Source organism: Bradyrhizobium iriomotense (genome assembly GCF_030160715.1).
In the GTDB taxonomy this organism is placed as follows: Bacteria; Pseudomonadota; Alphaproteobacteria; order Rhizobiales; family Xanthobacteraceae; genus Bradyrhizobium; species Bradyrhizobium iriomotense.
Window position 1 is genome coordinate 25,424 of sequence record NZ_BSOW01000028.1, and the last position, 26,739, is coordinate 52,162.

The following is a 26,739-nucleotide window of genomic DNA, read 5'->3' on the forward strand; positions in this document are numbered from 1 at the left end:
GTGAATTTCTGAATCAGTCGTTGCTCTTTAGGAAAAGAGCGACATCGCTTGGGCGCGGCGGTAGCGATCAGCCGGTTTGATTTGACAGCACCTGAGCTTCGCAAGGCAGCGCAGCGGGAGAAGGACAGCACGGCGGCGCGGCGGATGTTGGCACTTGCGCTGGTTCTGGAAGGCGAGGAGCGCAGGAAGGCGGCGAAAAACTGCGGAATGGATCGCCAGACCTTGCGGGACTGGGGCATCGGTACAACGTGGAAGGCTTGGCCGGGCTTCCGTCACGCAAGCCGCCTAGTTCTTTCGCCGAAACTCGCCGTGCCGCGGGAGACCAGGGCTTGTCGAAGCCGGCACCGCTTTGGCGCAGCATGGGGTGGTGCGCTGGCGGCGGATTGATCTGCGCGACGAGATTGAACGACGCTTCGGCGTCGCTATGCAGGAGCGCTCGATCGGCATGGTCCTCGCAAGGCTCGGTTATCGCCCCCTTTCGCTGCGCCCCGCGTTATCCTCAAGCCGACGAGGAGGTTCAGCAAGCATTCAAAGAGTTTACCGCAACCGTTGCGGCGGCTCTCCTCCGTCACGCCCAAAGCAAGCCGATAGAAATCCGGGTTCCAGTGTATGGTTCGCCTCCGGTGTGCAAGAAGAAGCGACGCTCCCGAGAGCCCCTGCTCCATCGTGTTCGGCCTGTTGGTCGGCGGAATTTTGCCAGAGCCACAATGGGAGTCGCCGAGATGCATTTCTTGCAAGACATCCAGATCTTTCGATCTCCTGCCACCACCAGACTTGGTGCAGCCGGCTCAAGCAGGAATTCAATAAATAGCTTGAGGTTTACGTGGCGTCAGATTGTAGGCTTCGACGAACGCTGACCAAAGCTACACGAAGAAGGCAATCGATGACGCTTCAGCAAATCGGATTCGAGCGCCACGTGACGTTGGATCCCTCGCTTCGCGGAGTCTTTGGATCCCTCGCTTCGCGGAGTCTAGAGCACGATGGACGGCAGAAATTTCGTCGCCCGACTCATTAATGCAAGCACTTGGGAAGGGCCGGGAAGAATGACGGGCAGTCCAATCGAGCAAGTGCAAATCCACGGGGACGGCTTCCGAACGCGCGGTAAGGCGACCGCATCTTCAGTCAATGACTCTTTCAGAGGCTGCGCCGCAGGTCGCACCCGGCGACCAGCGCGTGATCATGCAGGACGTCACCTTTGCGGTCGAGGCCGGCAGCGGCGTCGGCGTGATCGGCCCGAGCGGCTCCGGCAAATCGTCGCTGATCCGCGCGCGCGCGCGTCTGGACGCCGGTCCGCGGCAAGGTGCGGCTGGACGGCGCGGCGCTCGACCAGTGGTCGTCGGATGTGCCCGGTCGTTACGTCGGCTACCTGCCGCAGGATGTCGAGCTGTTCGGCGGCACCGTTGCGCAGAACATCTGCCGCTTCGATCCCGAGGCCAAGTCCGATACCATCATCGCCGCGGCGAAAGAGGCCGGCGTGCACGAGATGATCATCAAGATGCGCGAGGGTTATGACACCCAGGTCGGCGCGCAGGGCACTGCGCTCTCGGCTGGTCAGGCCCAGCGGGTGGCGCTGGTGCGCGCACTCTACGGCAACCCGTTCCTGATCGTACTGGACGAGCCGAATTCCAATCTCGGCAGCGAGGGCGACGAGGCCTTGACGCGTGCGGTGCGCTCGGCCCGCGAGCGCGGCGCGGTCGTGATCGTGGTCGCGCACCGGCCGATCGGCCTCGAGGGCGTCGACCAGCTCCTAGTGCTGAAGGACGGCCGCATGCAGACCTTCGGTCCGAAGGAAGCCGAGCTCGGACAGGTACTGCAGCGTGTCGCGCCGCCGCCGATCAAGACCGCCTCCGACGCGGAAGCAGCGAAGTCATGAAAGATCAGCCGCGGAACACGCACCAGTCGATCAGAAAACTTCTGATCGTCGGCCTCGTTGTGGTCCTCGTGTTCGCCGGCAGCGGCGTCGGCTGGGCTTCTAAGGTGCCGATCTCGGGTGCCCTGATCGCGCCGGGCTCGGTTGTTGTCGATTCGAACGTGAAGAAGGTACAGCATCCGACCGGCGGCATGGTCAGCGAGGTGCGGGTGCGCGACAGCGACGTGGTCAAGGCCGGCGACATCGTCGTGCGGCTCGACGAGACCGTGGTGAAGGCGAGCCTTGCGATCGTCGTCAAGATGCTGAACGGATTCTACGCGCACGCGGCCCGGCTCGAGGCCGAGCAGCAGAACCGACCCAAGATCGCCTTTCCACCGCAGCTTACCGAGCGCGCCGACGACCCTGATGTCCGCTACGTGATGGCGAGCGAGACCAAGCTGTTCGAGGTCCGCGTCAACGGTCGCACCGGTCAGAAAGCGCAGCTGCGCGAGCGCGTCACCCAGCTCAACGAGGAGATCGCCGGGCTCCAGGCGCAGGATGCGGCCAAGGACAAGGAGATCGAACTGGTGCAGCAGGAACTGGTCGTCGTCCGACAGCTCTACGAGCAGCACCTGGTGCCGATCAACCACCTGACCACACTCGAACGCGATGCCGCGCGGCTTGCGGGCGAGCGCGCGCAATACATCGCCTCGCGCGCGCAGGCCAAGGGCAAGATCAGCGAGACCGAGCTGCAGATCATCCAGGTCGACATGGACATGCTCGCCGAAGTCTCGAAGGACCTGCGCGAGACTAACAACAAGATCGGCGAGTTCGTCGAGCGCAAGGTCACCGCCGAAGACCAGCTCCGCCGCATCGACATCCGCGCGCCGCAGGACCGGCATGGTGCCACAATCGACGGTGCACACCGTCGACGGCGTCATCACCGCCGGCGACGCCATCATGATGATCGTGCCGAAGGCCGACGACCTGTCGGTCAAGGCCAAGGTCAATCCACAGGACATCGACAAGCTGCAAGTCGGCCAGAAGACGCTGCTGCGGCTCTCGGCCTTCAACCAGCGCACCACACCGGAACTGAACGGCGTCGTGATCCGCGTCGCCGCCGACGTCACCACCGAACAGCGCACCGGGCAGAGCTTCTACACCATCCGCGTCTCGATGCCGCCGGAGGAGGTCGCGCGCCTCGGCAGCGACGTCAAGATCATTCCGGGCATGCCGGTGGAAGCTTTCGTCCAGACCGGCGACCGCACTATGCTGTCCTATCTGATGAAGCCGCTGAGCGATCAGCTGATGCGCTCGTTCCGCGAGAAGTGAGTCCTTCTCAATCACTCCCGTGGTCGCCGCGATCTGTCATGTCAGTTTGAGCTAAAGGCCGCTCGGACGAAATTGGCGTTGCTGAGCTGGACGCTCTGAATGTTTGATGGTGCTGTCCTTCGACACGGAAAGCACGAAGGCGCACTACGCTCAGGCAGCTCTAAGCTTGACGTCAAATCACTAAGAGCTCCTCCACGCGCAGATGGCGTGCGATCAGTTTCTGTCGCGCGGCATAGTCGATCACGATCTGCAAAGGCAGGACGCATGGCCGCCAACTCAAAAGGGTCTGGTACGGGCGCGAGCAGCGCTCGTTCGATCGCTTCAACAGACCGAATCAGGATCATCGTCTTGCAGCGCCTTGGTGACGACGACATGGTTGATCGGAACGATCTTGTACTTCTGAAACCATGCCTCGCTCGCGGATTTCGATTCATGCGAACAGAGGCCTCGACCGTAGGTCGTCGGATGTTTCGCCGCAGACCGCGTCCACCTCGCCATCCAGCAGCATCTGAAGGATCGTTCGTCTTGCGGGAGCTCGCGCACCACCCTCGCGCCGAGGAGCATTGGCAGCCTGTTCGGTCCATTCGTCATTTTCGCATCAGTCTGATCACTGTGCGCGAGCTACCCGGAAACCGCCTCGAGCTTCAGTCCGTTGGTGCGCGGGCCGAATACACCGATCGTCACAACGACGATCGCCATGGCCCCCGCGATCAAGGCGAACACGCCGGTCGCGCCGTAATCGCGGAGGCAGAACGCGATCAGGAAACCCGAAAACATCGCGCTGATGCGGCTGATCGAATAGACCACACCAATCGCGCGGCTGCGCATGCGTGTGGGAAAGAGTTCCGCCTGATAGGCGCGATAGGAAAATGTGAGACAATTGCTTGCCAAGGCCATGGCAACGCCCAGGGCGACGATGAGAGCTGCGTCTTCTTGCTTGGAGAATATTATTCCAATGACCGCCATCGCTGAGGCGGATCCCACCACGATCCACTTGCGCTCGATTCGCTCGGCGAATGACATCGAGAGCAGCGGTCCAATAGGGTTCGCGATCGCGATCACGAAGGAATAGAGCAGACTGTGCGTGACGTTGATGCCCTTGGCGATCAGGAGGGTCGGAATCCAGCTTGCAAAGCCGTAATATCCGATCGACTGAAAAAAGTTGAACACCAGCATCATGATGGTACGGCCTCGATATCGGGATTGCCACAGCACGGCAAAGTTCACTTTCTGCTCCTGGGCCACGGGAGGATGAGGCTTCGGCTCAGACAAAGACGTACCGGTGCGCGCGACGATCTCGTGTTCAAGCCGGGAAACGATCGCATCCGCCTCGGCGATACGGCCCCTCTGCGCCAGCCAGCGCGGGCTTTCCGGCAGGCCGAGACGGATGAACCAAACGGCCACCGCGCCCAGACACCCGATCCAGATGACCCAGCGCCATCCGTCAAAGCCAAGGGGAGCCGTCGGCACGAACCACCAAGCAACCAGCGCGACGGTCGGAACGGCGGAGAATTGTATCGCCTGTAGGAAGGCAAACGATCTTCCGCGCGAATTCGCCGGCACGAGTTCGGTCGTGTAGGAGTCGATCGTCACGATCTCCGCACCGGCGCCGATTCCCGTGAGAAACCGAAAGAAGATGATCCACTCTGCGCTGTGTTGACAGGCCAGCAAGGCGGCTGCTGCCGTATACCAGAGCAGCGCGCCCATGAAGACGACACGGCGCCCGAAGCGATCGGCCAATTGGCCAAACACGAGCGTTCCGACGAACAGGCCGGCAAACATGGCGGCCACGAAAGCCCCCAGTCCGGCGAAGCCGAAGAAATTCGCAGTCGAGGTCGTGAAGATTCCGCTTCTAACGAGCCCTGGTCCGATATAGGCGGTGAAAAAGACGTCGTAGATCTCGAACCAGGCGCCGAGGGCGACCATCAAGACGAGCTTCCAAATCGGCCGGCTCATCGGAAGACGGTCAAGGCGCGCATTGATCATGGCCGCAGCCGATGCGTTGTCGGTATCCAGCGCCCTCGCTCCGCTGCCATCCGCGGGTGGTACGGTCGTTCGTGTCGCCGGCCCATGCATGCCTTGATCCTCTGCGTCGATTTGTTTTTCTTGTTCAGCACGCACCACCTACGGCGTCACGGCGATGACTTGTTCTCGTGCCAGCCTCTCGATCTCTCGCTGGTCGAAGCCGGCGTCGATCAGAATTTCGTCTGTATGCTCCCCTAGACGTGGCGGTTGGCGGGCCAGTCCTGGCCGCTCGCGTTCCGCGCCGAATTCGACTGGCATGGCGGGAAGCCGCGTCATCTCCGTTGTGCCTTCGACGGTGCGGATCGCAACATCTATCAGCCCGCCATGACTGGCGAGATGCGGATCGTTGAACAGGTCCGTCGGCTTGCCGACCGGCGCCCATGAGACGGCCGCTCGTTCACAACGTTCGGCAATCACCGCCTTCGAGAACGGGGCAAGCGCTTCCTGCACGGCAGGGATGAGCCAGCTGCGATGGCTCGCCCGCATGACATTGGTGGCGAGATTCGGATTCTCGCCGAGGGCGGCGAGCCCGAATTCCTCGGTGAACCGGATCCATTGCTTGTCGCTGGTGACGCCGATGAAAATCTGATCGTCGCTCGCGTTGAAGACGTCGTAGATCGCCCAAGCATGGCGGCGCTCCGGCATGGGTTTTGGCGGATGTCCACTCGCGACCGCGCCCGCCATGTGTGTGACCATGAAGAACGCCGCGCTCTCGAACAATGCGCTGCTGATCCGCTGGCCTCGCCCGGTCGCGTCGCGCTCGCGAAGCGCTGCGAGTGCGGCCGTGACGCCGAAGATTGCACCTGTGATATCGTTGACGGACGCACCCGCGCGTAACGGCCGCCCCGCAGGGCCTGTCATATAGGCGAGCCCCGCCTGAAACTGCACCACCTCGTCGAGCGCCGGCCGATGCTCGTAGGGACCCGCGAGGAAACCTTTGAGCGCCAGATAGATCAGACGTGGATTGATCGCTTCCAGGTCAGCATAGCCGCACCCCAGCCGCTCCATCGTGCCGGGCGCGTAGTTCTCAATGACGATATCGGCGTCCTTCACCAGCCGATGGATCGTCGCGCGTCCCTCGGGATGCTTCAGGTTGATCGCGATACTGCGCTTATTGCGATTGAAGCCGGCAAAGAAACCTGCGCCGAAACCAGGCAAACGGCGCGTGTGGTCGCCGTCAGGCGCGGGCTCGACCTTGACAACATCGGCTCCGAGATCGGCCAGTATCAAGCCGGCGCACGGCCCCATGATCGTGTGGCTGAACTCGAGGACCTTCAGTCCCATAAGCGGTTTAGTGGACACCTGTCGCCTTGCTCCGAAAAGAATAGAGGCTTCCGGCGTGGAGGAGCTCGCTCGGCAGCTGGTGGCCGACGATCTCTTCCGCCATCCGTCCGACTTCGATCAGCGCATCGAGGTCGACGCCCGTACTGATCCCCATCTCCTCGCAAAGCAGCACGAGCTCTTCGGTGCAGATGTTGCCGGCCGCGCCCTTGTGCGCGGCGAAGGGACAACCGCCGAATCCGCCGACAGTCGAGTCGAATTTAGTCACTCCCATGCGCAGGCCCGCCATCGCGTTGGCGATCGCTAGCCCGCGTGTGTCGTGCAGATGCAGCGTGATCCGCTGATGCGGCCACCTGCTTCGCACCTCCCCGAGCAGCCTTTCGACGCGTAGCGGCGTCGCCCAGCCCATCGTGTCCGACAGGGAGATGTTGCCGATCGCAACACCGCATTCATCCGCAATGCGAAAGCCGTCGCGAAGGGCAGAGATGACCTGTGTCGGCGTGATATCGCCCTGGAAATTGCAGCCGAACGCCGCCATAACCCCGATCCGCCGAACCGGAACCTTTTTCGACAGATGAAGGAGGGTCTGCTTGCGCATCGCCTCCAAATTTTCCACGTGGCTACTATGCAGGTTCTTGCGGGTGAACGCATCGGACGCGGACAGCGCAATCGAGCCGGAAAGGGTCAGCTTGTCCGAATGTGCGAGGGCCCGATCGAGTCCCTTGTCGTTGAACCAGAGCCCGACATAGTGAACGCCGGGCGCCGGCCGAAAGCCCGCGGCAACGTCATCGGCATCCGCCCATCCGGGCACGAGGCGAGGATGGACGAAGGAGCAAACCTGGATGTGGCGAAGCCCGGTTTGCGCCAAAGCCTCGATGAGGCGAATCTTGTCTGCGGAGGCAATCGGTCCCGGTTCGATCTGAAAGCCTTCGCGCGGGCCCTCCTCCTGGATCTCCACTTCGTTTGGCAGGTCTGCCATCTATCCTCGCTCGGCGGAGTCGCGGCCGCGACTGCGCCTCGATTTCTGCGCTGAGCACAGGATTGCCGCGGTGTTCCCATTTCGTCCAATACTGATTTGACGGCGTTACCCATATGATTTTTAAATACCAGGATGGACATCCGACAGCTTCGCTATTTCATCGCAGTCGCCGAGGAGCTGAATTTCAGCAGGGCTGCACGCCGTCTCAACCTCAGCCAGCCTCCCCTCAGCCTCCAAATCAAGGCCCTTGAGCATGATGTGGGCGCGCCGCTCTTTCTGCGTCAACGCCGCGGCGTCGAGTTGACCCAGGCCGGACAGATCCTGCTTGAACAAGCGCGCGAGGCGCTTGCGAAGCTCGATCAAGCGATGGGGACGGCGCAGCGGGCTGCGCGCGGAGAAGTGGGCCTGCTTCGCATCGGCTATACAGGGTCAGCTCCGATCCACGCGTCGTTCTCGAAGATCCTGCGACGCTTTTCGCAAACCTATCCAGAGATACGCCTCGAGCTGCTTCATGCTTCCACCAGTGAACAGGCCGAGATGCTGACCGGCCGGCGGCTGGATCTCGGATTCCTGCGACCGTCCCCGACATATCCGCTCCCCAAGAACGTAACCATTCGCCGGCTCTGGTCCGACCCGCTGGAGTTGTTTGCGCCGAAGGGGCATCCGCTACTGCGCGAGCGCGGCGCCATCGCCGTGCAGGCGCTCAAGCCGCTGCCGTTCATCTTCTTCGCAAATGCCAGCCGACGCGGATTGAACGGCCACGTCGTGCATCTCTGCGGAAGCGCGGGGTTCACGCCCAAGGTGGTTCAGGAAGCCGAGGACGGCGGTGCCATTCTGGGCCTCGTGGCCGCGGGCTTGGGGGTTGCCGTGCTGCCGAAATGCTACGGCCAGATCGTCGTGAGCGATGTCGTGCGGCGCCCGCTGACCTCTGCTGAAGCCAAGAGCGATCTCTGCCTCGCCTACAATCAGGACCGCGCGTCCGATCACCTGATGCGACTTGTGACGCTCGGGTCCAGTACGGCCACAGCGGACTGACCCCATCTAAATATCAGATAGACCATATCTGGAGGTTAGCCTTGTTCGACTGAAGGCTTTGCGTTTTGCTGGTACAAACCCGGGACGCGACGTAGTTTGAGCCGCGTGATCACAACAGGCTACGGAAGCGGCAGTGAAGACAGGCATCCAGCCCCTTGTTCTTGCGACACTTGGCTCTTTGCTCTTGTTGGTCTTCGCCCTTGCGGGCTGATGACCTGCAATTCTCCAAGCTCGCCTTCAACCTGGTCGCCTCGCATCAGGGGCACTTTAGCGACATTGTCACGATCGCGGGACGAAGCCGGACAATTTTTGTGTGGGGTGTCGGCGCTGAAGACGAGGACAGCACCACCCAATTTGCGCCCCAAGTCCGCTTTCGGGGCGAATTCGCCAAGCAGTGCGACTATACCCTCGACAAGATCGGCCGGATGCTGGCGACCAGAAAATGCGGGCTCGCTGACATCGTCATGCTCAGAGTCTATCTGACCTGAAAGGCAGAAGATGACACCGCGGGCATGACTTGCACTATTCCCCTCCCTCGTAGAACAGCTCGAGTGGCAGCCCGACCAGGGACTTGCCGATCCAGTCCCGCGCGATCACGTTGGACGGCCCCATGGCGATACCGGCTCGGGCATCGCGAAACGACCGTTCGATCGGCCCGCGCCGATAACCGTAACCACCGGTTACGGTCAACGCTGCGGCCGCCACCTTGTTGGCTACCTCGGCGGCGTGGACCTTAAACTCCGTCAATGGAATCAGGATCTCGCTCTGCGGCTTTCCAGCGCGCCACAGCTCATCCAGCTTGGCGGCGAGTTCGTTACGCCATGGGCGCAAGGTTTCGACCAGCACCTTCGCTGCGCCGAGCTCTTGGCGGATCGCCTGGTAGTCCGACAAGTTCTTGTTCTTGTCCTTGTGAACGAAGCTCGAGGTATGGGCGACCGCCGCATTGAGAGCACCACGTGCGACCCCCTCCCACACGGCCCCGAGACCAATCAGATAAACCGGAGAGACACCGTCATAGATGATCTCCTTGCCCTGCCCCTCAGCTCCGAGCCGGTCGCGGCTTGGAACCTTGACGTCCGCATAGCGGATCGGTCCGGAGTGATTTGCCCGCACACCGAGCGCCTCCCAGGGGCCGGCTTCGATTCCGGGCGCCTTGCCATCGACGATGAAGAAGGAGATATCGGTCTGGTCCTTGGCGCCGGGCGAGCGCGTCTGCATCACGTAAAAGTCGGCCTGACCTGAGCTCGTCGTGAAGGATTTCTCCGCGTTGATGACGTAACTCTCGCCGTCACGCGAAGCTTCGGAGAAATTGTACCACCAATGTCCGCCCGACGCCCGCTCGCTGGTCGAATAGGTGCCGAGCAAGGTGCCGCCCTTCGCCTTGAGCCAACGCTCCTTCTGGTCATCATTGCCGAACAGGTTGATGGTCTGCGCTGCACCGACATGCATGACGTAAACGAGGCCCGTCGACGCATCATGCTGACCGATCCGATAGGCCGCCTCCGCGAAGTCGCTATGACTCAATCCGAGCCCGCCGAAACCGGGCTCGTTGAGGACTCCGGTCCATCCGGCGGCCGCCAGCGCCTGAAGATTTTCTCTCGGAAACCGACCTTCGAGGTCGTTGCGCCCGGCATGGAGCTTGACCGTCGTCTCGATCACTTCGTCGAGGCGCGAATAGACATCGCCGTCTGCCGCGCGCGCGAGGTTGTTCTTGCTCATGATAATCTCCTCAGTATCTTCCAATGCAACTGTTCAAGCGGCCGCGTGATCGGCCGGTGACGGACCGCGCAAGGCGGCAAGATGTGCCGCGCTCTCCTCAGGACTCCCGAGATAGAGCGCTTTGACCTCGGCACGTCCGCGCAGATCGGCAGCGTCGCCCGACAGCGCCGTCGAACCGCCTTCGAGCACGGCAGCGCGGTCGGCGTAACGTAGCGCCACTGTCGAGTTCTGCTCGGCGACCAGGATCGATAATCCTTCTTCGCGGTTGAGCCGCTTCAGGGTGCTGAAGATCGTCTCGACCACAAGCGGCGCAAGGCCCATCGACGGTTCGTCCAGCACCAGGAGCCGCGGGCGCGACATCAAGGCGCGGCCGATCACCGTCATTTGCTGTTCACCGCCCGAGGTGAGGCCCGAGGCAGAACGCCGGCGCTCCTTCAGGCGCGGAAATAATGTGTAGATGCGTTCAAGTCCTGCCGCGATCTCGCCACGCGACAAATCCCTTCCGATTCCGCCGACCACCAGGTTTTCCTCGACGTTGAGCGCACGAAAGCAGTGGCGGCCCTCCAGCACCGGGACGAGACCGAGGCGCACCAGATCGGCCGACGTGAGCGCGGCGGTATCGCGCCCGTCGAACACGACGCGTCCGTGGGTGAGCTGGCCGCGCTCAGCGTGCAGCAGGTTGGAAATCGCCTTGAGCGTGGTCGACTTGCCCGCACCGTTGGCGCCGAGCAGAGCCACGATCTCGCCGCGGCGCACCGTGAGCGAGACATCGGACAGCGCACGAATGGCATGGTTGTAGGTCGCAGCCAAGCCTTCGAGAATGAGAAGATGATCGCTCATGCGATGCTCCGGATTTTCGGACCAGGAACCGGCGCACCGGCTCCTCGTCATCTCGGGTCCCTTTACTGGCTGACTGCCGTGTCGTCAGAGGTGCGGATCTTGATGTTGTGTTCAGCCGCGTAAGCCGCCGCGGACTTCTCGATGATCGGCCGCAATGAAGCCCAGTCGGGCGCGATCCAGTCCGACACCACCTTCCACTTCGTGCCATCCCACTGCTGGAAGGTCACGCGGCCATCGCCTTCGTGATTGTCCCAGGTCACGTTGATGGAATGGAACAACCCTTTGGCGCCCAGCGCCTCGACTCGCGCCGGATCCAGCTGCAGATGCTCGAAGCCCAACCGCACCTCATCACCGGTCAGCGTGCGCTTGCCGAATTTCTGCTGGGCGATCCGGATCGCCTCGACATTGAGGATGCCGTTGACGATGCCGAGGTTGTGATAGACGCTGCCGATCCGCTTCTTGTCGTCGAGATTGCCCTTGCCGGCGCCGTAGACGGTCTTGATGATCTCCTGCAGCACTGGATATTCGGCGCCGGAAGCCTGCGTCGTGATCGCGACATAGCCCTTGGCAGCATCACCCGCGGGAATGACGTCCTCCTCCGAATTCGACCAGACATTGCCGATGATGTGATCGACCGGGAAGCCGACCTTCTGCGCCGTCTTCAATGCCACCGGGTTCATCACGCCCCAGCCGCGCAAGACCACGTAGTCGGCCTTGGCACGACGGATCGACAGCCACTGTGACTGCTGCTCGTTGCCGGGATGCGGCACTTCGATCTGCTCGAGGGAGAAGCCGTATTTGTCGGCGAGCAGCTGATAGATCGGGATAGTCTCCTTGCCATAGGGCGAGCCGTGATAGAGCACGACGATCTTCTTGCCCTTGAGCTTATTGGTGCCGCCCTCGCGCGTGGCGATGTAGTTCACGATACCCGAAGTTTCGCTGTAGGGATTGAGCAGAAGCGGAAATACATAAGGGAACACGCGACCGTCGGTGGAATCGGTACGGCCGTGGTTGATGGTGATCAACGGCACTTTGTCCTTGGTGATGCGATCGATCATCGCATAGGCGATTCCGACCGAAAGCGGATTCCAGGCCGCAACGCCCGGATGGTTCTTCAGCCGCTCATAGACCTCAACGCCGCGCTCGACCTCATACTGCGTCTCGCCCTCCTCCCAGGTCAGCTTGACGCCGTTGACGCCGCCATCGCGGATATTGATCAGATTGAGATAGTCGATGAAGCCGCCGAAGAAGCCGGTGCCACCGGCCGCGTAGGGGCCGACCCGGTAGCTCTGCAGCGGGAAAAACTGCTCATCGGCGTGGACCGGCAGCGCAGCGCCGATGGCGATGGCCGCCGCAAGCGCAGCAGTACGGAGGGATCTGGACAGAAGCATAACTTTTCCTTTCGTTCAGGAGACAATTTCAAGAGCGGATGGGACCGGGCTGCGGCCGGAAAAGCCGGCGCCGGATCTTGTCCGCGACGCGATCGACCAGCGCGATCAAGCCGCGCGGCTCGGCGATCAGCAGGCCGATGATCAGTGCGCCGATGACGATGCGCTGGCTCATCTCCAGGACGCCGGAATCGAAGACGTTGTCGAGCAGTGCGGCGCCAAACCGCGAGAGCAGCAGCGGGAACACGACGATGAACGCCGCGCCGAGAAACGCGCCGCGGATCGAGGCCAGGCCGCCGATGATGATGATGAAGAGGATCTCGAACGAGCGGTCCAGGTTGAAGCCGGCGGGCTCCACGGTGCGCAGGTAGGCGAAGGCCCACAGCACTCCGGCGACGCCGATCAGGAACGACGAAACCCCGAAGGCGAGCAGCTTGGTGCGCAGCAGCGGCACGCCGATCACCTTGGCCGCGACCTCGTGGTCGCGCAGAGCGATGAAGTTCCGCCCAACTTGCGAGCGCAGCAGCCGGATCGCGAGCAGCGTCGCAACAACGACGACGGTCAGCGAGAAGACGTAGCGCCCAACTGGGCCGGAGAAGCTCAGGCCGGCCACCGCCAGCGGCGGCGCGTCGATCACACCGGATGGATTGTTGTTCGAGAACCAGCCGAACTTGGTGAGCGTCCACTGCACAAAGAACTGCGCCGCCAACGTCGACACCGCGAGGTAGAATCCGCGCAGTCGCAGGCTTGGGAGACCGAATACGATCCCCACCGCAGCAGCGACAAAGCCTGCGGCCACGAGGCTGGCGAGAAACGGCAGGCCATGCAGCCTCAGATTGAAATTATAGGCGGCATAAGCGCCCACCGCGAGATACGCGGCCGAGCCGAGCGAGACCTGCCCGGCATAGCCGGTGAGCAGGTTGAGGCCCAGAGCCGCGAGCGCGAGCGCGAGAAACGGCGTCAGCACTGCATCTAGCAGGTAGTCGGAGCCGGCGAACGGAATGATGGCGAAGGCGGCGATCAGCAGGACCGAGAGACCGAAGCGATTCGGCGTGAGCCAGCGCAGAGAAGCGGAACGAGTGGGCGTGGTCATCGTCAGACCCTTTCCACCAGCTTCTGTCCAAACAGCCCTGACGGACGCAGCAGCAGGAAAGCGAGCGCCACAACATAGGCCGCCCACACCTCGATGCCGCCGCCAAACAGCGGGCCGACATAGACCTCGGCGAGCTTCTCGATGGCGCCGATCAGGAGGCCCCCGACGATGGCGCCCGCCACTGAATCGAAGCCACCGAGCACCAGCACGGGCAGCGCCTTGAGCACGACGAGCGAAAGCGAAAACTGCACACCAAGACGTGCGCCCCACAACAGACCCGCGACCAGTGCGACGATCCCCGCTGCGGTCCACACTGCCGCCCAGACGCGGGACAGCCGCAACCCCACCGCTAGTGCGGCGAACTGATCATCGGCGACCGCGCGGAACGCCAGCCCGGTTCGGGTGTAGCGAAAGAACAGCGCAAAGGCGGTGACCAGCGCCCCGGCAATCACCGCAGCGAACAGGTCGAACTGGCTGATCAAGACGCCGCCCACCTCGAACGGGATATCGTTGATGCCGAGATCGAGGCCGTGGACCTGGGTGCCCCACAACAGCTGCGCGGCGCCCTCGATCACATAAGAAAGGCCTAGCGTCGCCATGAACAGCGTCATCGGCGACTGATTGACCAGCGGCCGCAGCACGACGCGCTCGACGGTCACGCCGAGGGCCACCATGATCACGAGCGTGACCCCCGCGCCCAGCCAGAATGGCACGCCGCGCTCGACCAGACTCACGAAGGTGAGAGCCGCGAACAACAGCATCGCTCCCTGAGCGAAGTTCAAGACGCCGGACGTCTTGTAGATCAGCACGAAGCCGATCGCGACCAGCGAGTACATGACGCCGGACAACAGCCCACCGACGAGGACCTCGATGAAGAACTGGTAGTCGAACATCAGATCACAAGCTCCGTTTCGCCCTCATGGGCCACACCGAGATAAGCGTCGATCACCGCCTGGCAGGACCGCACCTCATCCGGCGTGCCGTCGGCGATCTTGCGGCCGTAATCGAGAACCGCGATTCGATCGGAGAGGCCCATGACGACGCCGATGTCGTGCTCGATCAGCACAATGGTGGTGCCATACGCGTCGCGTGCATTGCGGAGGTGTGCCGCCAATTCCCGCTTCTCTGCGAGGGTCACGCCGGCGAGCGGCTCGTCCAGCAGCAACAGCTGCGGGCGTGCGACCAGCGCTCGTGCGAGTTCCACCCGCTTCAGGATTCCATAAGGGAGTCCGCCTGCGAGCTGATGTTTGACCGCGTCGAGGTGAAGAAACGTAATCGCTTCCTCGGCGGCGGCGCGAGCCTCGGCTTCCTCGCGACGTGCCTGCGGCGTCGACAGGATCTGCCGCACGAAGCCGGCCCGTCGGCGGTGCACGAGGCCCATCACGACGTTGTCGAGCACCGGCAGGCCCTTGAACAGCGCGAGGTTCTGAAATGTGCGCGCCACGCCGACCGCAGCAAGTCGCGCGGTCGGCACATGCCTGAACCGTTCGCTGCCGAGCTGCACCACGCCCCGATCGGGACGGTAGAGCCCACTCACCACATTGAGCAGCGAGCTCTTCCCGGCCCCGTTCGGACCAATGATGGCGCGGATCTCGCCCTTCGCAACGGCAAGATCGATGCCGTCAAGCGCAGTTACGCCGCCAAAACTGAGCGAGATGCCCTGCAGCGTCAATACCGGCACACCAGCATCGGCGACGCGCACAGCGTCCGTGGCGCGAGACGTTTCCCTCGCCACCCGCGAGGCCTCGGTGGCGCGCTCACGCGCACGCGCCACGATCAGGGCGTCACCGCCCGCTGTCGCAACTAGGCTCATGCGTCGCCCTTCCCGCCTATTCCGCCGCCTGAACGTGCGGCGCGTTCTGGGCCTCGAGTTCGCGAACCAGAGGGATCACATGCTTGCCGAAATATTCGACCTCTTCCTGGAAATGCAGAAAGCCCAGCAGGATGAGATCGGCGCCGGCGCGCTTGAGCTCGATGATGCGCTCGGCGACCTGCTGCGGTGTGCCGATCAGGTTCGATCGGAAACCATCGTTGTATTGAACCAGATCCTGGAAGGTGGATTTGGCCCAATTGCCCTCGCGCTCGGGGCTGGCATTTCCGGCATTCTGGACCTCGTGATGGAAGCCGCCCACCGCTTCCGGGATTGCCTTGTCGAGGATCTCCTGGAGGACATCCTTGGCTTCCTTTTCGGTCTGCCGGACGATGCCGAATGCGTTGATGCCGATCTTGGTTCGCCAGCTCTTGCCAAACGCCTTTTCCTTGGCCTTGATGTCGTCGACCTGCGCCTTCAACCCGTCCGGCGTGTTGCCATTTGTGAAGTACCAATCTGACACCCGCGCCGCCATGTCACGGGCCGCGCGCGAGGAGCCGCCCTGGAAAATCTCCGGCAGAGGATCGAGCGGCTTCGGCTTGAGCGAATAATGCCGGAATCGGTAGAAATCACCACCTAGAGTGTAGCTCTCCTGGCTCCAGATCCCACGCAGTGCATTGATAAATTCCTCCGAGCGGCGATAGCGCTCGTCGTGATCGAGCCACGGCTCGCCAATGGCATGGAACTCACCCCGGAACCAACCAGAGACGATATTGACCGCAACGCGGGCGTTGGTCAGCTGGCTGATGGTCGCGATCTGCTTCGCGGCTAGCGCTGGATTCCACGGCCCGGGAAGGATCGCGGCGATGACGTTGAGTTTCTCGGTCGCGGCAAGAAGTGCGTGCGAGAAGCTGACGGATTCGTGCTGCTTGTCGGCACCGTAACCCGCAGTGAAGCGGATTTGGCTCAAGGCGTAGTCGAAGCCAGCCTTCTCGGCGATCTGGGCAAGCTTGCGGTTGTAGTCGATGTCCCAACTGGTGCGCTGCTCGATGGAAGAAATAACAAGGCCGCCGGATACATTCGGGACCCAGTAAGCAAATTTGATCGGGTTGCTGTTCGTAGTCATGCTGTCACCTCACGTGAATTGGTTTGCGACGATGTGGACAACGGGCGAAAATCAGGCAGCACACCGCATTCACGTCGCTCGATACGAACGATTGCACGCCTGTTTCGAAACTAGGCTATGATTTGGAGGCGTCTTGGCGATCTGCGGTGCAGTTAAGTCGATGCGAGATTGACATCATCAACAGATCGGCGCACGCGCCACGCAACACATGGTTCCACATGCATCGGAGCCTGCGGCCTCATCGACGAGATCATTGCAAATCATCGAGCTCCCCCTCTCGAGCACCATTGATCGACGATCAATAGTCTCAGACAAACGACGAGCGCACGAGTCCAAGATCAACTCTTTTTCGTCGCACTCGTAAAAATCGCTTCCTTAGATTTGCGGCAAACGGATGGTTTGTTGCAGAACGATGCATATCTCGTGAGAGACAGCTCGCTCGTCGCCGTTGACAACGACTGCATCGATCGTCCTGATTTGAAGCCCGTTGCTGCGTCCGCTCTGGCAAAGATATTCTCTCGATCCATCGCTGTGCAGAACTTGAGCAGCGCAAATCGTCTCGCCTCACATCAATTCATGTCCCCGAGCACAGGCTGCGTGGCATCTTAAAGAAAGCCGATGCGTGAGCAGCTCGATCAAGCATCGCAGCTAGTCACACATTGCAATCAATCTGCGCTTTCACCAACAAGCGGATGAAAGAGGCGTTGGGTATCGACGCCTTAATGCTTTCGGTCTACACGGTCTTCTCGAAAGACGGCCTCGCGTGGCCGAGTTGCTCTTTGTGTTGCTGCCGTCAAGCGGCCACAACGGGTCACTGGCGGACTACATCGTGACGCGTTGTGCCTAGGGGTAGATCTTTCGTGGAAGAAATCTTGAGCGTGAAATCTCGTGGGGCTGGGTGGCGCTCAGTTCTGTCGAAAGTGCGTGGTCAGTTGGCGAAAACTGCGGTCGCTCGCGACCGCAGCGGAGGTACAGCCAAGGCGGAGCGCGATCTTTTGCGCCGCTCCGGCCTGCTTCTATTGTCCGTGCCTTGCGAGTACGGCGGTATCGGCGCATCCTGGATCGATATCTTCGGTGCGGTGCGGGAGTTGGCGCAGGTCGATTCCTCGCTCGCCCATCTCTTCGCCTTTCAACATCTCCAAATCGGCTCGATCCTGCTCTATGCTAGCCCTGAACAGCAGGCATCGCTGCTGCGTGGCACGGTCGAACAAGGCTGGTTTTGGGGCAACGCGCTCAATCCACGGGACTTGCGTACACACCTCACGGCAGACGGTGCAGGATTCTGCCTCGACGGCATCAAGAGCTTTTGTTCGGGCGCTCGAGACTCGGATCGCCTGCTGGTTTCAACACAAGATGCCCGAGGCGGATTCCACATCACTGCCTTGCCAACGGTGCGTGAAGGCATCACTGTACTGGACGACTGGGACAATATGGGCCAGCGGCAGACCGACAGCGGCACCGTGACCTTTGAGCGTGTTCCAGTGGCGCAGCACGAAGTGCTGGGGCCACCTGGTCCCTTCGGTACACGTGCGTCGCTCCGCGCCTGCCTCGCCCAGACCGTGCTGGGCATGATCTATCTGGGCATTGCGCAGGGAGCGCGTGAGCAGGCGATTGCTTTCACGCGAGAGCAGTCGCGGCCCTGGCCGGGATCGGGTGTCGAGACAGCGTTGGAAGATGCCTTTATTCAACAACACTATGGCGAGTTTCATGTCGCGCTTGCTGGCGCCGAGGCCCTCTCGGAGCGTGCGCTTGCGCGGTTGCAGGCTGCCTGGGATGAGGGCGACAAACTTGGCGCCGAAGGTAGAGGAGAGGCGGCGGTGGCAATCGCCACCTTTAAAGTTGCCGCGGTGAAGGCGGGGCTCGATATCGCGACACGACTGTTCGACGTTACAGGCGCGCGAGCTACCCATGCACGCTATGGCTTTGACCGCTATTGGCGCAACCTGCGAACCCATTCATTGCACGATCCGGTCGACTACAAGCTGAAAGAGCTGGGCTGCTTCATCCTGACCGGGCGCTACCCGGTCCACGGGTTCTATTCCTAACAAGAAGCGATCGCCGACGCCTTCCGAGCATTCACGCCAAACGAATGCGCCAACGACTTCCTGCCGCAGGACACCGTTCAACTTGAACGGAATTTGCTCTACCGACTTTTGGGCGAACTTGGAGCCACAAGCGCTGTGTAGCGGGGGCCGTTTTGATAGCTCGTCCCCCGGAAAAGGCCTCCCGTTTTCAGATCATCCGGATCGCTGCCTGAGCGGGGGCGCGGAGGGAAGAAAGCCGCCTGCGCAAACGCTGTTGGGGCTCGAACCGCTTAAGGAGCCGGCCTGTCCAGCAAGGCGCCCTCGGTTGGACCCGGAAGCAGCTGAATGCGCGGAAGTTCTGCTCCTCGGCGGCCAAGGACAACTAAAGTGCGCCCCCTGCGCGGTTAGGTGAGGCTACGCGCTTGACTCCCGCTGATCTGCCTGCTTTTAATGTTCGTGTTTTGTTCTGTATAGCGTTGAGGTTCTTATGTCGAGCATCGTTCGGAATTTTTGGGGCGAGCTGATCGAGCCCTACCCCGACCTCTTCCAGCCACCGGCCGACTTCCCAGGGGCGGCTCAGGGCTCCCTCGAATGCAACGCCGGCTGGCACGACGTGCTCACCAGGCTGTGCGTTCGCATCCGGATCGCGGTCCAAGCCGACGGCGGCCCCTTCAAATTCAGCCAGATCAAGGAAAAGTTCGGGGGGCTTCCGCTCTACTGGAACGGCGAGGTTTCGCCGCCGACGGATACCCAGATCGAGGAAGCCATCGCGCTGGCTGAGGCGCGCAGCGTCGTGACCTGCGAGATCTGCGGCGAGGAAGGACGCCCACGGCACTTCGTTGACGGTAAGAGCCACGTCAGCTGCCGCCGGTACGACCGGGAGAGTGTCTCCTTCGTGTCGGTCGACCCCGCCTCCGTCGGGATCGAGGAGTATCGCCGTGCGCCTTTGGACCATGTCTGACGTACACGTCGAACTGACTCGCGGATGGGACCTGCCGTCCGGAGAGGCGCGTCCGCATTTCGACGTCCTTGTCGTCGCCGGCGACCTGGTCCCGAGGGCCGAACGCGGCGTTCGGTGGTTGCTGGAGCGCGTGCCGGACCGGCCCGTCATCTACGTCATGGGCAACCATGAAGCCTATGGGGTCGACGTCGATCGCACGCACGAGAAGGCCAAGGCCGCGGCTGCCGGGACCAATGTGCACGCGCTAGAGAACGAGACCGTCCGGATCGACGGCGTGACATTCGCGTGCTGCACGCTCTGGACCGATTTCGCCTTGTTCGGCGATCCGCGGCGCGCGATGGCCGTTGCCGCCGACAAGATGAACGACTTCCGGAAGATCCGGACCTCCCGGTATGTCGAGCGCTTCCGGCCGATCCACGCCCTCGCCAAGCATCAGCATTCGCGCGCGTTCCTGGAAGCCGAGCTCCGCAAGCCGCGCGGCATCGACGAGAAACTGGTGGTGGTGACGCATCACGCGCCGTATCCGGGCGATCTGGCTCTGTCGGACCCGCCGACCTCGGACGAGATCCTGAGCGCGGCGTACCGCTCCGACCTCACCGCGCTGATGTCGCGGGCGCCCGACGACGGACGCGGCGCGCTGCGACCGCCGAACCTCTGGATCTACGGCCACACCCACGAATCCTTCGACTTGTTGGTCGGCGAGACGCGCGTAGTCTCGAACGCGAAGGGCTACGGCCCGTGGCCGGGCCAGCAGCGCACCTGGGACAACGAGAACTTCGACCAGAACCTCGTCATCGAAATCTAAAGGGAGGCGGCCATGGACGACACGGACAACCAGAAACACGTCGAGGCCAGCCCCGCTCCTTCAACGGTTTCAGATGTTTCCGAAGTGTTTAGTCCAAGGCCCGCCGCGGCCAGGCCCGTGACCATCGTGAGGTCCCGTATATGAAGAGATCCAAGCGTCGATCCAATCCGCCTATCACCTACCGAATGCCGCCGAAGCGGTTCAGGGATGCACGACGGACAAACCAGATCGAGGGCAACTTCTACCTGGATGATCCGGAGGCCGAAAACGTCCGTCAGCTGCCGGAGGCGCAGCGGAAGTCGGTCGCGACCGCCGTCGAAGCCGCGCTCGGCGCCATCTCGTCGGAGAAAACGGGCCATCCGACGCTCCGCGATCAGGCGGGCTGCATGGTCGTCCGGGTGTCTCTGACCGGCGACGCCGTCCGGGCGAACTTCGACGCCCGCCAGCCGGGCGGCCGCCCGCGGAAGACGCGATCGCGCTGATGGTCACGATCGAACGCGCGCCGGAGGCGCGCGGGGCTGCGGGTCTTGAAGCAGCATTCAAGAAGCGCTTTCCCGGTATGAACATTCGGATTTTGATCGATCGCACCAAGTATCAGGGCGTCCGCATCGATGGGACGAACTGTATCCGGATTTCAGGGACCGGCTGGATGGTCTGCGGCCCTGCAGGAAGCCGGAGCCATCCGCGAATGCGACGAACACGGCTGGATGCGGATCGCGTCGTCCCCCCATGTCCGCGAGCGTGCCCTCGCCATTTCCCGCCGGGAACCGAAGCTGGGCAACTCTCCGGATGAGGCCATCAGAGAAAATCGTGACGTCCTAGATTTGATCGGCGACACCTGTCCGGGGTGCCTGCCCGAGGCTTCACACGTCAGACGAACAAGCCGCCGCCTGCGAACCGCGCTCCTGTACTATCGGGGGCTGTGCGAACGACTTGATCTTTTTTGGATCTGCAAGGCCATCGACCCGGTCAGCCCAATGCTGCATCAGTTTGGCGCGCGAGCCGATTAGTGCCAGCGGTCCGTGACGCCTGTAGATCGCCTTTACCGAGCCACTGTCGAGATGCGCCAACTGTAATTCGATGACATCACCATCCCATGCCTTGGCTTCCTTGAACTCCTCATGGTGGCAAAGGGTTGAGAACGTCGTGCGGAAGCCATGGGCGCAATGTTCGGTCTTAGTGTCGATGCCGAGCGCACGCAGCCGATGACAGAGCGTCGCGTTAGACAGCGGTGCGTCTTTGGCACAAGCGAACACGTAGCGCCGATGACCATTAATCTGCTGGACGCGTCGCAGGATTGCGAGGGCTTGGCGCGACAGCGGCACCACATGGTCCCAACCGGCTTTCATCTTCGCCGCCCGGATGGTCCAGCGTTTGGCATCCCAATCGACTTCGGTCCATTCCATCTCGTTAATCATGCCCGGGCGAGGGATAGTCAATGCATCGAGCCGAAGGGCATCACCGACCACGTCGCCAAATCTGGCCTTCTCCCATGGCGGCATGATCAGCCTGAAAAGACGAATCACATCCTGCGGGTCAGTGACGCCGGGCCGTGGTGTCGAGACGTTGGCAGCGAGTTGCTTCTTGCAGGCACGGAACGGATTGTAGCCATCGCCTTCGAGGTCGGCGTAGTCGCAGACTTGTTCACCGATACTGTGGACTCGGTCACGTGTCTCTAACCTGCCTTCACTCTGCATCGCCCGAAAGAAGGCGAGCACGTCGGAGCGCGTGATGTCCTGCCGGTAGAGCTTGCCGAAACGACTCTTCAGATAACCGGCCCATCTTTCGAGTAGCGCGATCGTTTGGGGGCTGCGCACGGTGACAAGCCTGCCGCGCTTGATCTTCTCGGTCTTCTTCTCAGTAAGCCATTCATCGATCCACATACTGAAGGGGCGTTCAGCTGCATAGCGATGCCGTCCGAATTGGATATCGCTCGAGGGATCGGCCGGCGACTCTTGTGCTAGCAAAGCCTTTGCGGCGTCCCGCTTCTGACCAGTAGCGAGCGAGATGGCGGGATCGTTGCCGTAAGGCCCGATTGAGTCCGACTTGTGCCTGCGGTGAAAGCGATAAGCCATCGGCCAGAGCTTCCGTGCCATCCGCGTAACATTCCTTTCTTATTCGGATCACTGAGAGTCGCTACCATCGTTTGTACTTTCGGTACAAACATATACAAAATGCCAACAAATCGGATGGCGGAGCAAATGAGACAAACAGTGACGAGCAGCGATGTACGGAGAAGCAACCGATCTTCGAGGGGCTCTGCGTACCTCGCGAGCGGTGTCGAACATCTTAGAACCATCTCGAATAAAGTCTTTCTTAGCTCCGCGGGCAACGCTCAGCAGTCGACAATCGGCCGAGCGATTGGAAAAACGTCAACCGAGTAATGCTTGTTCTAGTATAGACCTCGTGAACGTGATGAGGGAAATTGTTAGTTGCACGAAAATCATCATCGATGTGAATTCCGTTTGTGCCTGCGCTCTTTCGCGCAAGGCATCAATGGGAAGATACACAGCTCCGGCGGACCGGCGTATCGTCGTCCCCCCTGTAGACGGCACAGATCGTTACTGCGCCACTTTCGAGAGTCTTTTGATCTTGGTCCACCTTCCCTCGCCGCCAAAGACAGGCGGCCATCCATACGCAGCCGACTGCGACCAGCAGTCCATGTGCAACACGGAGGGGCTGCGAGCCGAAAAATTGCGGAATGTACAAGGACATTCCGACGGCGAAGGGAATGCCGCACGGCTTCGGGTAGCGACAGGAGCGCCAAAGCGCCGTTGCGGTCGCAATAGCGGAGGCGGCGAGGAGCAGCAGACCGGCAAGAAACATGACAAGACCGGGGCCGGAGCGGATGACCTCTACTAGGCCCAGCAGAGCGTCAGTGTGTAGCCGCAGCGCTTCCTGGCCCAGCGCGTGAAGACCATAGGTTTCGCCGCCATAGAACGGCAGCGTAAACCCCGTGCCGATCACGCTCAGGACGATGGCGACAAAGAGCAGACGTTCGGCCGAGGTGCCGCGAAGAGAGCGTTGCAGCCCGAGCAAACCCAGCGGCAACAAGGTAAACGCAACAATGGCAAGCATGTGCGAAGCCAACCATGCCGCTGATCCAAACGCCGCAGCCGCCAGCAGTGACCTCTCGTCGGAGAACGGGCGAAGGGCCGGGTAGATCGCGAACAGCCCCCCGGAAATGACAAGAGCGCCGGCGCCGAAGCGGATACGGTTCGCAACCATCGGTTCCTCTCTAATTCACCGCTGGATACGACATACGCGACACAAAACTGTGTTACCAGCGTCAGCGGGAGGCCAACTTTTAATCGGATGGTCGCTAAAAGCGCAGCGCGCTTCTGCGCTGCCTGATCTCGTTAGTCGCTGACGACCAGATATTTTTTGCCCACATTCCTAGCGACAAGTTTCGTATGGTCCATCAAGCGAAGCGGATTCTGGTCGAAGTGATCGGGTGCCAGAATATCTTCTCACGAGCCAGCGACTTCATCTAATCCGTCGGAGTATTCGCAAGGCCGGCTCCTTCCCCGCCTCCCTGCGCGACAATGCGCTCGCACGCGTACAGCAGTGTTCGCGACGGAGGCAACATTGCATACCGCGCGCAAACGAAATTCTACCCCGACCCTGCACACCATTAGCCGGGTCAGCGCGCAGCTTTTCATCTTTTTTCATCGCGAAGCGCATTGTTTCGACGCGCCACGACCGCCACTGCGTGATGAAAGCGCCAAAAAAGGTTAGCACTCGAAGATCCCAACGGTTTCAATTATGCATATGTTAGAGCTCGAACTTCGAGGAGCATTGCATGAAGAACAGCGACGTAACATGCAGTGACTGTGGTGCTGGCTTTTCAACGGCTCGAACTTAACTCCCTGCCTAGCACCAAAGGCGAATATCGCTGTCCGGCCTGCGGAGAAGTCTTGGAGACCTTCAATGGGGACGGTGCTCTTGTCGTCTATCGGTTGACTATCGAGCCATGCACGAGAGCAGCTCGCCTATAGCCGGATTGGTCGAGACCATCCGCAGCCTCTCCTGGACCCGAATTCACCTTGGACACTCTGTTGTGATTGGAAAACATTTCGTCCGTGTGAGCGACCCAAGCGTAAGCCAATTATCGATGTTGCTCTGGATGCTCGTTGAAGTCTTCTATTCAGCCTCCAGTCGGTGTCATCGACGGGGCCTACGGTACGAACTGTCTCTCCAGCGCAACATCACCGGGCTTGAACGGATCGATTCCGGTTCGGTCGAACGGCAGGAAAAAGCTCGGCTGCGACACGTATATGTTGCGTTGGAACGACATCCTCGGCGCCATGAACAACAAACAAGTCAAGCGCCGACGGCGCGTCAAGCACATCTTGACCCTGCTGGAGCGGCTTGAAGTGTCAGCGCAGTTTGCGAGAGCACGCGCTGAAGCGATGCCTGACAGCCGAGAGCGCGAAGGCCTGTTGAAGAAAGCTAAAGTTGCGGAAAACGTCGCCGAGTTGGAACGCTTCTTGACAAGACCAGCCGAAGGGGCCGCCGCTCAGCGGACAAAACCCCAGCCTCCAGGAGCTCGCGATCCCAGAGCACGCGACATCAGCGACTGAGCTCGTTTCGGCACTCGACGAAGGGCTGCATCGAGTTTCGCGTCGTGCTTCTTCCAGCGATCACTCTCAGCGACACTTGCCGCGTGGATGACCGGCGTGTTCCTCCCTGAGAATTCGATCGATCACCATCTTGACCCGCCGGATGGCGAGCAGTCCCAGGCGCGCTTGGATCCTGCCCGACTTGAACTTGCCTCCCCATAGCGATTGAATAACGCCAGTAACCAGCTGAGTCTCGGTTCAGCGAGTAGTGATTACCTCGATGCGTTCCCTCGTACTCTGTAGGTGGATATATGCGGCTTGGCACGGCCTTACCTAAGCTGTCGGCATGACGTTACTCGAGTAGGTCTGGGCTTGCGTCTAGCTTGAAGGAGACGCTACGGTGAGAAGGCTTGATCGCGAATCCTTCATGAATACAAATGCGAGCAGGCTGGCGCAGCGCAATGGCTTTGGCCGTCAGCGCCAAGAGGCTACCTGAGATAAGGTCGTAATTGCGCATGAACGGCCCTCGAACGCGCCATGGGGGCGAGAGCAGCAGCCTGCCTCGCATCACCCGATCGGACGATACTTATGATTCAAATTCGCCGCGCGGTTCCTGCTAATAAGAGGAGACAATGCATTTTTCTCGCATGATGAGGGTCAGCTTCGCCGCCTTGCTACGAGAATAAGCCGGTATCGAGTTCGGCGCTTTACAACCTAGATGCGCTCATCGCATCGGGCGCCGCAACACCTTCTCTACAATTCGCTCGTTCCAACGCACCTTTTGTGACCTTTTTATAATTGCGACACAGCCCTCCGAGTAAATTTGTAACATGCGCAGACTCCTGATCCTTCTCACCGCTTTTGTGATCATGATGGCGGCAGGTGGGCGGCACCAAAATGGTTTCGTGCCGCATCCAACCGCGCCCATGCCAACGGTCAACGTGCCTTAACCAAGGACTTGGATCAGGCAACGATGACTCGATACAATTCTCGAATGTTGGGGGAAGCCTCGTGATGCTGCTGAGACTGATAGTTCCGATCTGTACTGCCGCCTTCATGGCCAGCACCTCTTCGGCCATGGCCTGGGGGCAGCTGGGCCACTCCGTCATTGCGGAACTGGCGCAACGGCACTTGAGTCAGGCCGCACAAGACAAGCTCAAAGACCTGATCGGGGACACGTCTCTTGCTGCCATCTCAAATTGGGCCGATGACTACAAATTCACGCCGGAAGGAAGGAACACCTACCGATGGCGTTTCGTCGATATCGACGTCGAGCGTTCGACTTACGACGCGGCGATCGATTGCAAGGACGTGAACAGCCAGGGCTCCTGCATTGCAGAAGGCCTCCCAGCAGCCATTGCGGCCTTGAAAGATAAGTCGAGCTCCAAAGACGACAGGTTGCGCGCCCTTAAACTTGCTGTTCATCTTGTCGGCGATCTGGAGCAGCCGCTGCATGCAAGCGAACGCAACGGCGATCAGGGCGGCAACAAACTGCACGTTGTGTTGCACTCTAAGCGCTCCGACGGCACGGCGTACACAAAGACATCGACATTTCATAGCATGTGGGACGACTCCCTTGTCGACCTTCAGGCGTATTCGTGGGGCAGTTACGCGGACGCGCTCGATGCCAATCCGCTGCCGTCGGTGGAAGCACCTCCATATGACCAGGCACGCATCGCGGCATGGGCGAACGAAACTCACATTCTTGGAATAAAGGCTTACCAGCTTCTGCCGGTGGGGACGCCAGACCACAACGACGCCGGTCATCCCCTGGACATCAACAACGATTACGCCGCTGCCATCAAGGCCGACCTAGATCGTGAATTGGCAAAAGGAGCAGCGCGCCTCAAAGCCATTCTCGATGATGCGCTCGGCGACTCCTCGTGAGTAGCCGACAATTCCGCTCAACC

The 26,739-nt window shown here is 61.1% G+C and carries 22 protein-coding genes and 2 pseudogenes; 12 read left to right on the forward strand and 12 right to left on the reverse strand.

Annotated elements, in window-relative coordinates:
• Window positions 1-48: 48 nt before the first annotated feature.
• The 4 genes and pseudogenes from QQL28_RS32360 (at window position 49) to QQL28_RS32370 (ending at window position 3,181) form a co-directional block, all read left to right on the forward strand.
• Complete coding sequence (locus tag QQL28_RS32360; protein WP_284272067.1) at window positions 49-387, forward strand: hypothetical protein; 339 nt, start codon at window positions 49-51, stop codon at window positions 385-387.
• A gap of 37 nt (window positions 388-424) precedes the next feature.
• The gene (locus tag QQL28_RS46265) at window positions 425-811 is read left to right on the forward strand and encodes a hypothetical protein (protein ID WP_431309682.1); all 387 of its coding nucleotides are present in this window, start codon (window positions 425-427) and stop codon (window positions 809-811) included.
• A gap of 341 nt (window positions 812-1,152) precedes the next feature.
• A pseudogene (locus QQL28_RS32365) lies at window positions 1,153-1,873 on the forward strand (ATP-binding cassette domain-containing protein); the annotation flags it as partial.
• Window positions 1,870-3,181 (forward strand): annotated as a pseudogene (locus tag QQL28_RS32370) (HlyD family type I secretion periplasmic adaptor subunit). The pseudogenes QQL28_RS32365 and QQL28_RS32370, both read left to right, overlap by 4 nt.
• Before the next feature lie 621 nt (window positions 3,182-3,802).
• Here QQL28_RS32370 and QQL28_RS32375 read toward each other — a convergent pair.
• From QQL28_RS32375 to QQL28_RS32385, 3 genes are read right to left on the reverse strand one after another with little or no spacing between them, the layout of a single operon-like run.
• A complete protein-coding gene (locus tag QQL28_RS32375; RefSeq protein ID WP_284272069.1) occupies window positions 3,803-5,305 on the reverse strand; it encodes an MFS transporter in 1,503 nt (500 codons plus the stop codon).
• Window positions 5,306-6,508: a CaiB/BaiF CoA transferase family protein gene (locus QQL28_RS32380; RefSeq protein ID WP_284272071.1), complete on the reverse strand. Its 1,203-nt coding sequence runs from the start codon at window positions 6,506-6,508 to the stop codon at window positions 5,306-5,308. It lies immediately after the preceding gene.
• Window positions 6,498-7,466 (reverse strand): hydroxymethylglutaryl-CoA lyase, encoded by a 969-nt coding sequence (locus tag QQL28_RS32385; protein ID WP_284272073.1) that lies wholly within the window; start codon window positions 7,464-7,466, stop codon window positions 6,498-6,500. Before QQL28_RS32385 ends, QQL28_RS32380 begins: the two co-directional genes overlap by 11 nt.
• 132 nt (window positions 7,467-7,598) lie before the next feature.
• Between QQL28_RS32385 and QQL28_RS32390 the strand changes: the two genes are divergently transcribed.
• Window positions 7,599-8,501, forward strand: coding sequence for a LysR substrate-binding domain-containing protein (locus QQL28_RS32390; RefSeq protein WP_284272075.1), 903 nt, complete (start codon window positions 7,599-7,601; stop codon window positions 8,499-8,501).
• A 200-nt stretch (window positions 8,502-8,701) separates the two neighbouring features.
• On the forward strand, window positions 8,702-8,989 hold the full coding sequence (locus QQL28_RS32395; protein WP_284272076.1) for a RidA family protein: 288 nt from the start codon (window positions 8,702-8,704) through the stop codon (window positions 8,987-8,989).
• 34 nt (window positions 8,990-9,023) lie between these two features.
• Here the strand turns inward: QQL28_RS32395 and QQL28_RS32400 are convergent, their stop codons facing one another.
• From QQL28_RS32400 to sfnG, 7 genes are all read right to left on the reverse strand, one after another.
• Window positions 9,024-10,220, reverse strand: coding sequence for an acyl-CoA dehydrogenase family protein (locus QQL28_RS32400; RefSeq protein WP_284272077.1), 1,197 nt, complete (start codon window positions 10,218-10,220; stop codon window positions 9,024-9,026).
• A gap of 33 nt (window positions 10,221-10,253) precedes the next feature.
• Window positions 10,254-11,060: an ABC transporter ATP-binding protein gene (locus QQL28_RS32405; RefSeq protein WP_284272079.1), complete on the reverse strand. Its 807-nt coding sequence runs from the start codon at window positions 11,058-11,060 to the stop codon at window positions 10,254-10,256.
• A 62-nt stretch (window positions 11,061-11,122) separates the two neighbouring features.
• Window positions 11,123-12,451 carry an ABC transporter substrate-binding protein gene (locus QQL28_RS32410; protein ID WP_284272081.1) on the reverse strand — a complete coding sequence of 443 codons (1,329 nt, stop codon included), beginning with the start codon at window positions 12,449-12,451 and terminating at the stop codon, window positions 11,123-11,125.
• Between the two features lie 28 nt (window positions 12,452-12,479).
• Window positions 12,480-13,541, reverse strand: coding sequence for a branched-chain amino acid ABC transporter permease (locus tag QQL28_RS32415; protein ID WP_284272083.1), 1,062 nt, complete (start codon window positions 13,539-13,541; stop codon window positions 12,480-12,482).
• Between the two features lie 2 nt (window positions 13,542-13,543).
• Window positions 13,544-14,434: a branched-chain amino acid ABC transporter permease gene (locus QQL28_RS32420; RefSeq protein WP_284272084.1), complete on the reverse strand. Its 891-nt coding sequence runs from the start codon at window positions 14,432-14,434 to the stop codon at window positions 13,544-13,546.
• Window positions 14,434-15,354, reverse strand: a complete 921-nt coding sequence (locus QQL28_RS32425; protein ID WP_284272085.1) for an ABC transporter ATP-binding protein — start codon at window positions 15,352-15,354, stop codon at window positions 14,434-14,436. The genes QQL28_RS32420 and QQL28_RS32425 overlap by 1 nt, the downstream gene beginning before the upstream one ends.
• Window positions 15,355-15,370: 16 nt before the next feature.
• Window positions 15,371-16,477, reverse strand: coding sequence for a dimethylsulfone monooxygenase SfnG (gene sfnG, locus QQL28_RS32430; protein ID WP_284272086.1), 1,107 nt, complete (start codon window positions 16,475-16,477; stop codon window positions 15,371-15,373).
• Window positions 16,478-17,355: 878 nt separating this feature from the next.
• Here sfnG and QQL28_RS32435 point away from each other — a divergent pair.
• The 4 genes from QQL28_RS32435 to QQL28_RS32450 all read left to right on the forward strand — a co-directional run bounded on the left by QQL28_RS32435 (window position 17,356) and on the right by QQL28_RS32450 (window position 20,749).
• A complete protein-coding gene (locus QQL28_RS32435) occupies window positions 17,356-18,522 on the forward strand; it encodes an acyl-CoA dehydrogenase family protein (protein WP_284272210.1) in 1,167 nt (388 codons plus the stop codon).
• Between the two features lie 466 nt (window positions 18,523-18,988).
• Entirely contained in the window at window positions 18,989-19,462 is a 474-nt protein-coding gene (locus QQL28_RS32440; RefSeq protein ID WP_284272087.1) for a hypothetical protein, read from the forward strand.
• Window positions 19,440-20,267: a metallophosphoesterase gene (locus QQL28_RS32445; protein ID WP_284272088.1), complete on the forward strand. Its 828-nt coding sequence runs from the start codon at window positions 19,440-19,442 to the stop codon at window positions 20,265-20,267. The genes QQL28_RS32440 and QQL28_RS32445 overlap by 23 nt, the downstream gene beginning before the upstream one ends.
• A 140-nt stretch (window positions 20,268-20,407) precedes the next feature.
• Window positions 20,408-20,749: a hypothetical protein gene (locus QQL28_RS32450; protein ID WP_284272089.1), complete on the forward strand. Its 342-nt coding sequence runs from the start codon at window positions 20,408-20,410 to the stop codon at window positions 20,747-20,749.
• Between the two features lie 381 nt (window positions 20,750-21,130).
• Here the strand turns inward: QQL28_RS32450 and QQL28_RS32460 are convergent, their stop codons facing one another.
• Window positions 21,131-22,363: a tyrosine-type recombinase/integrase gene (locus QQL28_RS32460; protein WP_284272090.1), complete on the reverse strand. Its 1,233-nt coding sequence runs from the start codon at window positions 22,361-22,363 to the stop codon at window positions 21,131-21,133.
• Window positions 22,364-22,760: 397 nt separating this feature from the next.
• On the reverse strand, window positions 22,761-23,495 hold the full coding sequence (locus QQL28_RS32465; RefSeq protein WP_284272092.1) for a hypothetical protein: 735 nt from the start codon (window positions 23,493-23,495) through the stop codon (window positions 22,761-22,763).
• 905 nt (window positions 23,496-24,400) lie between these two features.
• On the opposite strand from QQL28_RS32465, the gene QQL28_RS32470 reads away from it, so the two are divergent.
• Window positions 24,401-24,850 (forward strand): hypothetical protein, encoded by a 450-nt coding sequence (locus QQL28_RS32470; protein WP_284272093.1) that lies wholly within the window; start codon window positions 24,401-24,403, stop codon window positions 24,848-24,850.
• 993 nt (window positions 24,851-25,843) lie between these two features.
• Window positions 25,844-26,716: a S1/P1 nuclease gene (locus QQL28_RS32475; RefSeq protein ID WP_284272094.1), complete on the forward strand. Its 873-nt coding sequence runs from the start codon at window positions 25,844-25,846 to the stop codon at window positions 26,714-26,716.
• Window positions 26,717-26,739 lie beyond the last annotated feature (23 nt).